At 69.8% G+C, this 14,112-nt stretch carries 11 protein-coding genes, 1 rRNA gene, 1 pseudogene and 1 riboswitch; of the genes and pseudogenes, 1 reads left to right on the forward strand and 12 read right to left on the reverse strand.

Annotated elements, in window-relative coordinates; translation table 11 throughout:
- Window positions 1-33: 33 nt before the first annotated feature.
- Entirely contained in the window at window positions 34-2,919 is a 2,886-nt protein-coding gene (gene gcvP, locus ACIGO6_RS28810; RefSeq protein ID WP_399881339.1) for an aminomethyl-transferring glycine dehydrogenase, read from the reverse strand.
- Window positions 2,920-3,095: 176 nt separating this feature from the next.
- A riboswitch (glycine riboswitch) is annotated at window positions 3,096-3,191 on the reverse strand.
- Between the two features lie 149 nt (window positions 3,192-3,340).
- Between gcvP and ACIGO6_RS28815 the strand changes: the two genes are divergently transcribed.
- Complete coding sequence (locus tag ACIGO6_RS28815; protein WP_399881341.1) at window positions 3,341-3,718, forward strand: PRC-barrel domain-containing protein; 378 nt, start codon at window positions 3,341-3,343, stop codon at window positions 3,716-3,718.
- Here the strand turns inward: ACIGO6_RS28815 and ACIGO6_RS28820 are convergent.
- The 11 genes and pseudogenes from ACIGO6_RS28820 to rrf all read right to left on the reverse strand — a co-directional run.
- Window positions 3,634-5,206 (reverse strand): annotated as a pseudogene (locus tag ACIGO6_RS28820) (DNA polymerase IV). The gene ACIGO6_RS28815 and the pseudogene ACIGO6_RS28820 sit on opposite strands and share 85 nt — an antisense overlap.
- Before the next feature lie 68 nt (window positions 5,207-5,274).
- A complete protein-coding gene (locus ACIGO6_RS28825) occupies window positions 5,275-5,958 on the reverse strand; it encodes a MerR family transcriptional regulator (protein WP_399881343.1) in 684 nt (227 codons plus the stop codon).
- Window positions 5,959-6,151: 193 nt separating this feature from the next.
- A complete protein-coding gene (locus ACIGO6_RS28830) occupies window positions 6,152-6,625 on the reverse strand; it encodes a bifunctional nuclease family protein (RefSeq protein WP_030189411.1) in 474 nt (157 codons plus the stop codon).
- Window positions 6,626-6,709: 84 nt separating this feature from the next.
- Window positions 6,710-7,447 (reverse strand): MerR family transcriptional regulator, encoded by a 738-nt coding sequence (locus ACIGO6_RS28835; RefSeq protein WP_399881346.1) that lies wholly within the window; start codon window positions 7,445-7,447, stop codon window positions 6,710-6,712.
- Between the two features lie 43 nt (window positions 7,448-7,490).
- Window positions 7,491-8,450: an FHA domain-containing protein gene (locus ACIGO6_RS28840; RefSeq protein WP_399881348.1), complete on the reverse strand. Its 960-nt coding sequence runs from the start codon at window positions 8,448-8,450 to the stop codon at window positions 7,491-7,493.
- Between the two features lie 61 nt (window positions 8,451-8,511).
- Window positions 8,512-9,354 (reverse strand): DUF881 domain-containing protein, encoded by an 843-nt coding sequence (locus ACIGO6_RS28845; protein WP_399881350.1) that lies wholly within the window; start codon window positions 9,352-9,354, stop codon window positions 8,512-8,514.
- Between the two features lie 5 nt (window positions 9,355-9,359).
- Window positions 9,360-9,692: a small basic family protein gene (locus ACIGO6_RS28850; protein ID WP_003977440.1), complete on the reverse strand. Its 333-nt coding sequence runs from the start codon at window positions 9,690-9,692 to the stop codon at window positions 9,360-9,362.
- A complete protein-coding gene (locus ACIGO6_RS28855) occupies window positions 9,689-10,525 on the reverse strand; it encodes a DUF881 domain-containing protein (RefSeq protein WP_399881352.1) in 837 nt (278 codons plus the stop codon). Before ACIGO6_RS28855 ends, ACIGO6_RS28850 begins: the two co-directional genes overlap by 4 nt.
- Before the next feature lie 167 nt (window positions 10,526-10,692).
- A complete protein-coding gene (locus ACIGO6_RS28860; RefSeq protein WP_399881354.1) occupies window positions 10,693-13,188 on the reverse strand; it encodes a sugar phosphate nucleotidyltransferase in 2,496 nt (831 codons plus the stop codon).
- Between the two features lie 112 nt (window positions 13,189-13,300).
- Window positions 13,301-13,909 (reverse strand): CDP-alcohol phosphatidyltransferase family protein, encoded by a 609-nt coding sequence (locus ACIGO6_RS28865; RefSeq protein WP_399881356.1) that lies wholly within the window; start codon window positions 13,907-13,909, stop codon window positions 13,301-13,303.
- Between the two features lie 108 nt (window positions 13,910-14,017).
- A 5S ribosomal RNA gene (gene rrf, locus ACIGO6_RS28870) occupies window positions 14,018-14,112 on the reverse strand; the annotation flags it as partial.

A 14,112-nucleotide genomic window follows, 5' to 3' on the forward strand; every position in this document is an offset into this window, starting at 1 on the left:
CGGGGGCCTGCACGGAGCCTCTCTCGTCAGGGCTCAGTCCTCGTAGGCGTCCAGCGGCGGGCAGGAGCAGACGAGGTTCCGGTCACCGAAGGCCTGGTCGATACGGCGCACGGGCGGCCAGTACTTGTCCGCGGCGGACACCCCGGCCGGGAAGACGGCCTCCTCGCGCGAGTACGCGTGGTCCCAGTCGCCGCCCAGGGCACCCGCGGTGTGCGGGGCGCCCCGCAGCGGGTTGTCGTCCGCGCTCCAGGCACCGGAGCCGACCTTGTCGACCTCCGCCCGGATGGCGATCATGGCGTCGCAGAACCGGTCCAGCTCGGCCAGGTCCTCGGACTCGGTCGGCTCGATCATCAGCGTGCCGGCCACCGGGAAGGACATCGTCGGCGCGTGGAAGCCGTAGTCGATCAGCCGCTTGGCGACATCGTCGACGCTCACGCCGGTCGCCTTGGTGAGCGGGCGCAGGTCGATGATGCACTCGTGCGCGACCAGCCCGCCGGGGCCGGTGTACAGCACCGGGAAGTGCGGCTCCAGGCGCTTGGCGATGTAGTTGGCGGACAGCACGGCCACCTGCGTGGCCCGCTTGAGCCCCTCGCCGCCCATCAGGCGGACGTACGACCAGGAGATCGGCAGGATGCCGGCCGAGCCCCACGGCGCCGCCGAGATCGGGCCGACGCCCGTCTGCGGGCCGGCCGCGGGCTGCAGCGGGTGGTTGGGCAGGTACGGCGCGAGGTGGGACCGTACGGCCACGGGGCCGACGCCGGGACCGCCGCCGCCGTGCGGGATGCAGAAGGTCTTGTGCAGGTTCAGGTGCGAGACGTCGCCACCGAAGTGGCCCGGCTTGGCGAGACCGACCAGGGCGTTGAGGTTGGCGCCGTCCACGTAGACCTGGCCGCCGGCGTCGTGCACCTGGGCGCAGATGTCGGCGACGTGCTCCTCGAACACGCCGTGCGTGGAGGGATACGTGATCATCAGCACGGCCAGCTCGTCGCGGTGCTGCTCGATCCTGGCCCGCAGGTCCTCGACGTCGATCTCGCCGTCCTCGGCGGTCCTGACGACGACGACCTTCATGCCGGCCATCACGGCGCTGGCGGCGTTGGTGCCGTGCGCGGAGGACGGGATGAGGCAGACGGTGCGCTGGTCGTCGCCGTTGGCGCGGTGGTAGCCGCGTACGGCGAGCAGGCCGGCGAACTCGCCCTGCGACCCGGCGTTGGGCTGGAGCGAGACCTTGTCGTACCCGGTGACCTCGGCGAGCCGCTCCTCCAGTTCACGGATGAGGGTCAGGTAGCCCTGCGCCTGCTCGGCGGGCGCGAAGGGGTGCATCTGGCCGAACTCGGACCAGGTGACCGGCTCCATCTCGGTGGTCGCGTTGAGCTTCATGGTGCAGGAGCCCAGCGGGATCATGCCGCGGTCCAGCGCGTAGTCCCGGTCGGCGAGGCGGCGCAGGTAGCGCAGCATCGCGGTCTCGGAGCGGTGCTGGTGGAAGACGGGGTGGGCCAGGAAGTCGTCGGTGCGCAGCAGTGCCTCGGGCAGCGTCTCCTCGGTGACCGCGTCCAGCGCCTCGATGTCGCCCTCGACGCCGAAGGCGTTCCACACGCCGCCGACCTGGGCGCGCGTGGTGGTCTCGTCGCAGGCGAACGACACGTGGTCGGCGTCGACGAGCCGCAGGTTGATGCCGTTCTCGCGGGCGGCGCCCACGACATCGGCGGCCCGGCCCGGCACGCGCGCGGTGACGGTGTCGAAGTAGGAGCCGTGCACGATCTCCACGCCCCCGGCGGCGAGACCCGCGGCGGTGATCGACGCGTACCGGTGGGTGCGCCGCGCGATGGCCCGCAGCCCCTCGGGACCGTGGTAGACGGCGTACATGCCGGCCATGACGGCGAGCAGCACCTGCGCGGTGCAGATGTTGCTGGTGGCCTTCTCCCGGCGGATGTGCTGCTCGCGGGTCTGCAGCGCGAGGCGGTAGGCCTTGTTGCCGTCGGCGTCCACGGAGACGCCCACCAGGCGGCCCGGCAGGCTGCGCGCGAACTTCTCGTGCACGGCCATGTAACCGGCGTGCGGCCCGCCGAAGCCCATCGGCACACCGAAGCGCTGCGTCGTACCGACGGCGATGTCCGCGCCGAGCTCACCGGGCGAGGTGAGAAGGGTGAGGGCGAGCAGGTCGGCGGCGACGGTGACGAGCGCGCCCAGCTCGTGCGCCCGGTCGATCACCGGCTTGATGTCGCGGACGGCGCCGGAGGCGCCCGGGTACTGGATCAGGACGCCGTTGATGTCCCGCTCGGCGACCTCGGCCGGGATGCCCTCGCTCAGGTCGGCGACGACGACCTCGACGCCGGTCGGCTCGGCACGGGTCTGGATGACGGCGAGGGTCTGCGGCAGCGCGTCCGCGTCGACCAGGAACAGACCCTTCTTGTTCTTGCCCATGCGCCGGGACAGGGCCATCGCCTCGGCGGCGGCGGTGCCCTCGTCGAGCAGCGAGGCGCCGGAGGTGGGCAGGCCGGTGAGCTCGGCGACCATGGTCTGGAAGTTCAGCAGGGCCTCGAGACGCCCCTGGGAGATCTCCGGCTGGTACGGCGTGTACGCGGTGTACCAGGCCGGGTTCTCCATGACGTTGCGCAGGATGACCGGCGGGGTGAAGGTGCCGTAGTAGCCGAGGCCGATCATGGAGTCGAGGACCTGGTTGCGGTCGGCGAGGGAGCGCAGCTCGGCCAGCACCTCGGCCTCGGAACGCGCGCCCGGCAGGTCCAGCGCGTCGGCGTTCTTGATCACATCGGGGACCGCGGCGGCCGTCAGCTCGTCGAGCGAGCCGTAGCCGACCTGCGCGAGCATCTTGGCCCGGGCCTCGTGGTCGGGGCCGATGTGGCGCTGCTCGAAGGGGCTTGCCTGTTCGAGCTCGGAGAGCGGCGTGCGGTGGGCGGTCATTGCGGAGGCCTCCTGGTCTGACGCGACCTGCGAGGGGCACCACGGCGCGGGTACCCGGACGGCCTCCCCCTCTGTCATCTCAACCTGAGAGCTTCACCGGGCCGCCCGAGAGCTGCCGGCTTTCACCGTCGGTGAGAGCGGACGCCGTCGACACCCGCCCTGCTTTCCAGAGTGACCTCGTCCGTGCGGTACGTGGGCCTGAGAGATTCCGGGGAGGATTTGCTCCTTCGGCGCCTCCGATGGTGTCTGGAGGACTCTCCCGCACGGGGTCAGCAGCCGTTTGCCAGCCTACCAGCGAGGCCGCCGCACGAGCCTTCGAGTGGCCGACCGGCTGTTTGTGCTCTTTTGTAGTACTACGGATGATTTGGCGGCTGGTGGGTCGGCTGGTGCGCGACCCCCGTGCGACCCAATGGAGGGCCTCGTGCGTACGGACATCGACCCGCGCAACCTGATCGGCCGCAAGGCGTACGACCGCAACAAAACCCGGATCGGCACCGTCGACGAGGTCTATCTCGACGACGCCACCGGCGTCCCCGAATGGGCGGCCATACGCACGGGCCTGTTCAGCAGGGACGCCTTCGTGCCGCTGGAGCCCAGCGAGCTCGTCGACGGCGCCCTGCGGGTGCCCTTCGACCGTTCTCTGATCAAGGAGGCCCCCGACTTCGGTGTCGGCCGCCACCTCTCACCGGAACAGGAACTCCAGCTCTACCACCACTACGGTCTCGACGTGGCCGCCCCTCCCCCGCTCCCCGACCGCGACTTCGGCAAGCTGGCGGGCAAGGGCAACGACGAGGGCTGACGGCCTCCGTCCTGCGCCTGCGCCGCGTCCGCCGGGCGGTGCTCAGCCGGGCGCCAGGTGCACCGGATTCGTCGGCCCGCCCGCCTCCATGTCGGCAGCCGCTCCCGCCTGCCCGGTCACGGGACCGGTGCCGGCGTCCTCGCATCTTCGCGGGACGGGCGGGACCAGCGGCAGCGGGTCCGCCGGTGTCAGGTCCGGGTCGTCCACCGGAAAGGTCCGCACCCGTCCCCGCTCCGAGTACGGCGTCTCGAAGCGCACGGTGACCCGCCCCAGCCCGCTGCCCTGCACCCACCCGTGCCCGTACTCCGTGTGCCGCACGTCGTGCCCCGACGGCCACCGGCGCTCCGCGGGTGCCTGGCGGTGCTCCTCGACGGACTCGGCGTCGGGCTCCTCGGCGAGTTCACCGGCCCGGTCCCCGGCCGCCTGCGCGAACAGGTCCTCCTGCGTGTAGTCGGCGAGCCCGCTGACGCCGACGCCGAGCAGCCGTACACCGCCCGTGGTGTCCACCGAGTCCAGCAGCCGGGCCGCGGCCTCCCGGACCACCGCCGGGTCGTCCGTGGGCCCACGCAGCGTCTCGGAGCGCGTCAGCGTGGAGAAGTCGTACCGCCGCACCTTGAGCACTATGGTCCGCCCGGACAGCCCTGAGCCACGCAGCCGCCGCACGCACCGGTCGGCCAACCGCTGCACCTCCGAGGCGACCCGCACCCGGTCGTGGATGTCCACGTCGTAGGTGTCCTCGACCGACACCGACTTGGTCTCCCGCTCCGCCACCACGGGCCGCTCGTCGTGGGCGAGGGCCATGGCGTACAGCGCGTGCCCGTGCGCCTTGCCCAGGAGCCGCACGAGCTCGTCCTCGCCCGCCTCGGCGAGCTCGCCCACCGTGGTGATGCCGGCCCGCCGCAGATGGTCTCCCGTCGCCGGTCCCACACCGGGCAGGGTCCGCACGGACAGCGGCTCCAGCAGGGCCCGCTCCGTCCCCGGCGGGATCAGGACGAGTCCGTCGGGCTTGGCGTCCTCCGAGGCGATCTTGGCGAGCATCTTCGAGGCGGCCAGCCCCACCGACCCGGTCAGACCGGTGACGGCCCGGATGTCGGCACGCAGCTTCGTCCCGGCCAGCCGCGCCGACTCCGCGTCCGAGGCCGTGCCGCCGGCCTCCAGGTCCACGAATGCCTCGTCCAGGCTGAGCGGCTCCACCAGCGGCGACAGCGCGCCCAGCAGCCGCATCACCTGCTCGCTGATCGACCGGTAGAGCTCGAAACGCGGGACGAGGTAGGCGGCGTGAGGTGCGAGCCGCCGGGCCTGCCCCATGGGCATCGCCGAATGAACGCCGAAGACCCGCGCCTCGTAGGAGGCGGTGGCGACCACCCCGCGCGGTCCGAGGCCGCCCACCACCACGGCCTTCCCGCGCAGGCTCGGCTTGGACGCCTGCTCCACCGAGGCGAAGAAGGCATCCATGTCCAGATGCAGGATCGTGGGCGCGGTTCTCACATCTCCGATGCTGCCCTACACCACTGACAATGCCCCGCTGCCCATGCCCCGCCCGCGTGCGGCGGTGTTCAGACAGCCCGGTTGCGGCGGCGCGCCAGCTCGTCCGCCGGATTGTGCCCGACCAGGGTCTCCCCCGTGTCGATCCGCTCCCCGTGCAGCTGTGACAGAGCGCTCTCGACGTCCCGCCACACCACGCCGACGGCGATCCCGAAAATGCCCTGACCGCCCTGGAGCAGGGCGTGCACCTCGTCGGGCGAGGTGCACTCGTAGACCGTGGCGCCGTCGCTCATCATCGTCATCCGCTCCAGGTCCCGGAAGCCGCGCTCCCTGAGGTGCTGGACCGCGGTACGGATGTTCTGCAACGACACCCCGGTGTCGAGGAACCGCTTGACGATCTTCAGCACGACCACGTCGCGGAAGCTGTACAGACGCTGCGTCCCGGACCCGTGCGCGGGCCGGACGCTGGGCTCGACCAGGCCCGTACGGGCCCAGTAGTCGAGCTGCCGGTAGGTGATGCCGGCCGCCGCGCAGGCCGTGGGCCCGCGATAGCCGATCTCCTCGGACGCCATGGACGTCGCCCCTCCGCTGCTCGGCACGGCAGCCGGTCGCTGCGAAGCGTGGTCGGCCGTGTCGCCGTGCTGGGGATACCCCCCGCTCGCGCGGAACCGAGAGTTCGTGGGAGGGTACGGACCGCTCGCCCCGAGACTGTGCCCGGGGCCACCCCCAGTCGTACCGTCGCCGCTGATCCTCACGCCGACCTCCGTCCTTGACCTGCCTCCTCGACGGTAGGCAGTCACCAAGGGTGCGTCAACGATCGCCACACTCGCCACGCCGAGTGATAATCACCCTACGAGTGGTTTCGCGTGCCCCATCGCGGGGAAAGGCTAGCCGAATGTGCCGGGGAAGCACCCTGCGGCCCCGTGCGGCGCCCGGGAACCCCACGTCTCACTGGTTGCTGGTCCCGAAGTCCTCCGGCGAGATCTGGTCGAGGAACTCGCGGAACTTCTCCACCTCGTCCTCCTGCTCGTCGGGGATGGCGATGCCGGCATCGTCGAGCACCGTGTCACTGCCGTAGATCGGTGTTCCGGTGCGCAGGGCGAGCGCTATGGCGTCGGACGGCCGGGCGCTCACCTCGACTCCGCTCGCGAAGACCAGCTCGGCGTAGAAGACCCCGTCCCGCAGGTCCGTGATGCGCACTTCCGTGAGCTCCTGACCGACGGCCTCCAGCACGTCCTTGAACAGATCGTGGGTCAGCGGACGTGCGGGAGCCATGCCCTGCTGGGCGAAGGCGATCGCCGTCGCCTCCCCCGGTCCGATCCAGATGGGAAGGTAGCGGTCGCCTCCCACCTCGCGCAGCAGCACGATCGGTTGGTTGGAGGGCATCTCGACCCGGACACCTACGACATCGAGCTCGTTCACACAGCAACCCTAGGCCGTGCCCGGGACCTTTGGGTAGTCGGGCCGGGATCGGGTGGGCGATACGGGGCCCGGAGCGCGCCGGATTCAGGGCAGGCGCACGCCGAGGGCGGTCTGCACCAGCGCCGCGTGCAGCTTCACGGCCAGCCCCGCCAGCTCCTTGGTGCGGGCTTCCGCGTGTGCCCTGGTCTGAGGGTTGCGGTGGCGCTTCAGGGGGGCCACCACCTGGTCCACGAGACCGGCCTCCCGGTCGGCGGCGGCCTTCATCACCCTCAGATGCCGCGGCTCGATGCCGAAACGTCCCAGCTGGACGACGAGCGACGCCACGGTGACCGCCTCGGCGTCGTACGCCCCGTCGGGGAACGCGGCGACCAGGCCGTACGACTCCCACTCCTCGAGCTCCTGCTCGCCGATCCCGGCCGCGGCGAGCAGCTCGTCCCGTCCGATCCGGACCGCCGTGGGCCCGTCGACCGGCTCCGGCACGGACTCCCCGTCCCGCTGCCGGCCCAGGGTCGGCAGGGGCACGGCCTCACCGCGTTCCATGGCGTCCAGGTGCTCGCGGATCACTTTCAGCGGCAGGTAGTGGTCCCGCTGCATGCGCAGGACCTGACCGAGACGCTCGACGTCGTGCGTGCTGAACTTGCGGTACCCGGCCGGGGTCCGCCGCGGCTCGACGAGACCCTCCGACTCCAGGAAGCGAATCTTGGAGATGGTGATGTCGGGGAACTCGTCACGCAGCGCGTTCAGCACCGCGCCGATGCTCATCAGGCCACTGTCCGTGACGGCGGTGCCGTGCCCGGCACCGCCGCTCGGTGTTTGAAGCATGGACCTTCCCTGGAGGTTCCCCGGGCGGGAGCCCGGGGTCGGGTCAGTAACCCCGCTGGCTCGCGTAGAAGACCAGCCGGTACTTGCCGATCTGCACCTCGTCGCCGTTCGACAGGGCGACCTGGTCGATACGCTCGCGGTTGACGTACGTACCGTTCAGGCTGCCGACGTCGGCCACCGTGAACGAGCCGTCCGGACTGCGGCGGAACTCCACGTGCCGACGCGAGACCGTCACGTCGTCCAGGAAGATGTCGCTCTGCGGGTGACGACCGGCGGTGGTCAGCTCGCCGTCCAGCAGGAAGCGGCTGCCCGAGTTCGGGCCACGGCGCACGACCAGGAGCGCGGAGCCCAGCGGCAGCGCGTCGACGGCCGCCTGCGCCTCGGGAGAGAGCGCCGGCATGGCCGTCTGGCCGGTGACCTCGGCGTCGTACGCCTCCAGGCCGGAGATGGAGATCGTGGAGGTCGTCTCGGACGCACGCTCCGGGACCGCACCGGCCCGCAGCGGCGCGCCGCAGTTCGAGCAGAAGCGACTGTTCTCCGCGTTGCGGTTACCGCACCTCGTGCACACCAGGGCCGACATGGACGGATCCTCCTGCCGCGGCTGCCCCGCCGGGGCATTCGACGCGTACGGGCCGGGGGCAAACCCTCCACCCGTACCTGAGGTTGACGGTTGCCCGAAACCTATGCCGCCGGACTGCGCAGGGTCAACAGACGGCGCGCCCTGACCGCCCGAAATGTCACCGCCAGGACCAGCCACCTGGTCCCGGAACATCGGGCGCCGGCCCTCCGCGTCGGGCTGTGCCCGATGGCGAGCGGTCGCGTTGTCGCTACCCTCTCGCGCGCTCTTGCTGAACCATTTCGCAAACAACTTCACGGGCGATTCCCCTTGACCGAAACAGACCCGCCCGTGGGGCAGGACGAACCCTGACTGACCGTACTGGCCGACCCGGACACCTTCACAACGTCCGTCTCCACCAGACAGTTTCCACCACGCACCACCCAATCGGTGCGCCGACCCCCCGCAACCTCATGCCCTGGCCGGACGCCCCCCATGCACCGCCGGTTCACTGGGAGGACGACCGAGCGTAGTCAGGCCGCTTCACCGCTCGCAAGGCGTCCACGACGATCTTGCTCGACCGCTCAACAGTAACGGTGGCCTGTTCCTTCTCCAGAGTCTGCACCACGCCTCCAGGAATGTTGAGAGCCGGTTCGAGGTCCTGCGGCTTGCCGATGACCTGGAAACGATAGGGCGCGTTGATCTTGTTCCCGTCGACGCTCACACTCTTGTCGGAATCCGTCAGGTACGTGCCGGCCACCACCCGCACACCGTTCACCTGGATCGCCTCCGCCCCCGCCGCGCGGAGCTCCTGGATCGCGTCGAGCAGCATGTCCGCCTCGACCGTCCCCTTCGTGTCGTCGATCGTCACCGTGATACCGGGCCCCTGCGCGGCCACCGTGCCCGCGAGGATGCCGAGTTGCCGCTCCTTCTCCAGCGTCTGCTTGCGGGCCTCCTCCGCCTGGTCGGAGCTGTTCTCCAGCTCGTCGCGCTGCTTCTCGAGGCCCTGCTTCTCGTCTTCAAGACGCTGAGTACGGTCGTCCAGTTCATCGAGGATGCGGACCAGATCCTCCTGCCGGGCGCCGCGCAGCGCGCTGTCGCTGTCGCTGTTCGACGCCACCTGGACCGCCAGGCCGAAGCCGAGGCCGAACAGGAGCAGCGCGACGATGAGTTGGGCGCGGGTGAGGCGCGGCGGCCACAGCCCCTTGACGAGCCGCTGCCGCCCGGTCGGTCCGGACGGCGTAGCGCCGACGCCCGCCGGTGCGTCCGCGACCGGGGACTTCGTCGCCGGCACCTCGTCGGGCAGTTCCTCGCGCAGCCTGTTCGCGGGCCGCTCGTCCTGTTCGCTCATCGGCCTCACGCCCGGAAGACGTGGCGGCGGATCGCCGCGGCGTTGGAGAAGATACGGATGCCGAGGACGACCACGACACCGGTCGACAGCTGGGCCCCGACGCCCAACTTGTCGCCCAGGAACACGATCAGCGCGGCCACGACCACGTTCGACAGGAACGACACCACGAAGACCTTGTCGTCGAAGATGCCGTCGAGCATGGCCCGCAGACCACCGAAGACGGCGTCGAGCGCCGCCACGACGGCGATCGGAAGATACGGCTCCACGGCCGCCGGCACCTCGGGCCGGACCAACAGGCCGGCCACGACTCCCACGACGAGGCCCAGTACGGCGATCACGATGTGCCCTTCTCGGTTATCGGCTGTGCGGTACGTACGGTCACGCTCGATGCGGCCGGCAGCTCGAGGTCCTCAGCGACGGAGAGCGCCGTGCGGATGCCGTAGCTCTCCTGCAGGGCGTGCAGGTACAGCCCGTCGGCGCTGTCCTGGAAGCGACTTCTGAGCTTCTCGCCGTCCCCCACCGCGAGCACCGTGTACGGCGGCACCAGCGGCCTGTTGTCGACCAGTATGGCGTCACCTGCGGCCCTGATCGCCGACAGTGCCGTCAGCCGCTGTCCGTTGATCGAGACGGCCTCGGCCCCCGACTCCCACAGGCCGTTGACCACCCGCTGCATGTCCCGGTCCCGCACCCGGCCCGTGTCGGAGAACCCGGAGGTGCCGCGCGGCTGCCCGTCACCGTCCGCGCCCACGTCCTTGGCGTCGTTCACCACGAGCTTCACGCCCGGCCCGTGCACCCCGACCGCACCCGACAGCACGCCCACCAGGTCGGACCGGTTGCCGTCGCCGCTCTTCTCCAGCGCCTCGCGCTGCCGGGCGCCCACGTCGTCGCGCAGCTCGTCGACGCTCTCCTCGAGCTTGTCCGCGACCGAGGTTTCCCCCTCGATACGGTCGATGAGCTCCTCACGCTCCTTGGCGACAACGGGAGCGGCGACCCTCGCCTGGGCCGCGCCGACCGTCACCACCAGAGCCGCGAGTACCAGACCGGCGGCCAGCCCGAGCTTGGCCCGCAGGGTCCTCGGCATACCGCCGGCGCCTTCGGCCTTCTTCCGCGCGGCCGCCTCGGCGTATCCGTCGTCGAGGCTGTGGTCCATGACGTTGGTGATCAACGACATGGACGCGTCCGGGCGCGCGGGCCGCGTGGGTGTGCTCCGAACGGGGGGTTGCTGCGGCATGCCGCACATCGTCGCACGCCCCGGCCACCGCCTCCGCACGGCCCCACCGGCGTGCCGGACAGGCCCCCTTGGGGACACTTGTCCGGCACGCACACGTGCGGCGGGTTCTACCGGCCCGCGCTGTCCACCACCGCGGACCACTCGTCGAGCAGGGCCTGCGCGGAGGCGTCGTCGGGGCCCTCCGCCCACAGATGGGTGACGGCCTCCGCCGGATCGGGCAGCACCATCACCCAGCGCCCGTCGGTCTCCACCACGCGGACGCCGTCCGTGGTGTCCACGAAGCGGTCTCCGGCCGCCTCGACGACCCGCCGCATCACGAGACCCTTGACGGCCCACGGGGTGGCCAGATCACGCCTGAGGACGTGCGCCCGCGGGATCCGCGCGTCGATCTGGCTGAGCGTGAGCTGCGTCCGCGCCACCAGGCCGATCAGCCGCACGAAGGCCGCCGTACCGTCGTAGACACTGCTGAACTCCGGGACGATGAAGCCGCCCATGCCGTCGCCGCCGAAGATCGCCCCTTCCTCACCCCCGACACGCGTCAGATCGTCGGGAGAGGTGGTCGTCCACTCCACCTGTGTTCCGTGGTACGCCGCCACCTGTTCGGCGATCCTGGTGGTCGTCACGGGCAGCGCGACCCGGCCGCTGCGCCGCTCGGCCGCGATCAGGTCCAGCATGACCAGCAGCGCCCGGTCGTCCTCGATGATGCGCCCCTTCTCGTCGACGAGCGACAGCCGCTCGCCGACCGGGTCGAACCGCACACCGAACGCGGCCCGCGAGGACGCCACGATCTCTCCCAGGCGCACCAGCCCCGAGCGCCTCATGTCGGCCGACTCGGTCGGCCTGGACTCGTCGAGACCCGGATTGATCGTCAGCGAGTCGACGCCCAGCTTCCCGAGCAGACTCGGCAGAACCAGCCCCGCGCTGCCGTTGGAGGCGTCGACGACCACCTTGAGTCCGGATTCCGCGATCCCCGTGGTGTCGACGTTCCGCAGCAGCGACCCGGTGTACGAGTCGTACACACTGGACGGGAAGTGCAGGTCTCCGATCTCTCCGGGGAACGCCCGCCGGTACTCCTGCCGCGCGAACACCCGGTCCAGCTTCCGCTGACTGCCCTGCGACAGATCCGCGCCCTGCCCGTCGAAGAACATGATGTCCACGGAGTCCGGCACCCCCGGCGTGGTCCGGATCATGATCCCACCGGCGCTTCCCCGCGCGGTCTGCTGCCGCGCCACGGGCAGCGGTACGTTCTCCAGGTCCCGTACGTCGATGGCGCTGGCCTGCAGAGCGGAGATCACCGCCCGCTTCAGTGCCCGGGCACCTCGGGAGTGGTCACGGGCCGTGGTGACGGTGGAGCCCTTCTTCAACGTGGTCGCATAGGCGCCGGCCAGCCGTACGGCCAGCTCCGGCGTGATCTCCACGTTCAGGATGCCGGACACCCCGCGGGCGCCGAAGAGATGCGCCTGGCCCCGGGATTCCCAGATGACCGAGGTGTTGACGAAGGCACCGGCCTCGATGGTCTTGAACGGATAGACCCGCACATTGCCCTGGACGATCGATTCTTCACCGACCAGGCACTCGTCACCGATGACCGCACCGTCCTCGATCCGCGCGGCGCGCATAATGTCGGTGTTCTTGCCGACGACGCAACCCCGCAGATTGCTGTGCGGTCCGACGTACACGTTGTCGTGGACGACGGCCTTGTGCAGGAAGGCTCCGCTCTTGACGACCACATTGGAGCCGACGACCGTGTGCTCCCGAATCTCGGCGCCGGCCTCCACCTTGGCGTAGTCACCGATGTAGAGCGGCCCACGGAGCACGGCGTCGGGGTGCACCTCGGCTCCCTCGGCCACCCAGACGCCCGGCGAGATCTCGAAGCCGTCGATGTCGACGTCGACCTTGCCCTCGAGGACGTCCGCCTGCGCCTTCACGTAACTCTCGTGCGTGCCGACGTCCTCCCAGTAGCCCTCGGCGACATAACCGTAGACGGGCTTGCCTTCCTTCATCAGCTGCGGGAAGACGTCACCGGACCAGTCCACGGGCACGTCGGGGTCGACGTAGTCGAAGACCTCGGGCTCCATCACGTAGATACCGGTGTTCACGGTGTCCGAGAAGACCTGCCCCCAGGTCGGCTTCTCAAGGAAGCGCTCGACCTTGCCCTCCTCGTCCACGATGGTGATGCCGAATTCCAGCGGGTTGGGCACGCGTGTCAGACAGACGGTGACGAGCGCGCCCTTCTCCTTGTGGAAATTGATCAGGTCGGTGAGGTCGAAGTCGGTCAGGGCATCGCCGGAAATGACGAGGAAGGCATCGTCCTTCAACGCCTCCTCGGCGTTCTTGACGCTTCCGGCGGTACCGAGTGGCTTCTCCTCGTTGGCATAGGTGAGCTCCATGCCGAGCTCCTCGCCGTCACCGAAGTAGTTCTTGACCAACGAGGCCAAGAACTGGACGGTAACAACGGTCTCGTTGAGCCCATGCCTTTTGAGCAACCGCAGAACGTGCTCCATGATCGGCCGGTTGGCCACCGGCAGGAGCGGCTTGGGCATGCTCGAGGTCATGGGGCGAAGGCGCGTACCTTCGCCTCCGGCCATCACGACGGCCTTCATGTCGGAAGCGTCCTCCTCTAAGAGACGACGGTTTAGCCGACTTCACCCGTCCAGGGTCCCGCACTTTTCCACAAGGGGCCATCCGGCCGCGGGGACCGCACAATCAGCGAGTTCAATCGGCCGTGGCGTCCGCACGGACCAAGCGGCGGACCTGCACCACGTAGAGAACACCTGCCCACCAGTACAGGGTTGTACCCCATCCGGCGAACGCCCATCCGAAAATAGCAGCGAGTGACGCGATCCACCCGCTTCCGTCACTGAGAAGAAGCAGGGGGAAGGCATACATGAGGTTGAAGGTGGCGGCCTTGCCCAGGAAGTTCACCTGCGGCGGCGGATAGCCGTGGCGCCGGAGGACACCCACCATCACCAGCAGCACGGCTTCCCGAGCAAGTAGTACGAGGGTCAACCAGAGGGGAAGAATCTCGCGCCATGTGAGACCCACCAGCGTCGACAGAATGTAGAGCCGGTCGGCCGCCGGGTCCAGGAGCCGGCCGAGATTGCTGATCTGGTTCCAGCGCCGAGCGAGCTTCCCGTCCAGGTAGTCACTGACTCCGCTCAACGCCAGCACCAACAGTGCCCAGCCGTCACTCTTCGGGCCGCCGAACTCCGGCCTGAGAATCAGCCACAGGAAGAGGGGCACACCGGCGAGGCGCGCCATGCTGAGGATGTTCGGGATGGTGAGGACCCGGTCCGTCTGCACGCGGGTCTCCTGGACCTCCACGCGGGGGCCTCCTGGGGTAACGAGCCAATGATGCTCACTGACCTTACCTCAACGCAAAAAAGCTCTGGCTCTCGGGCTGCATGCCCAAGAGCCAGAGCTCTAAAAGAAGTTCGGCGGCGTCCTACTCTCCCACAGGGTCCCCCCTGCAGTACCATCGGCGCTGAAAGGCTTAGCTTCCGGGTTCGGAATGTAACCGGGCGTTT

The organism is Streptomyces sp. NPDC053750, from assembly GCF_044544295.1.
Taxonomy (GTDB): Bacteria; Actinomycetota; Actinomycetes; order Streptomycetales; family Streptomycetaceae; genus Streptomyces.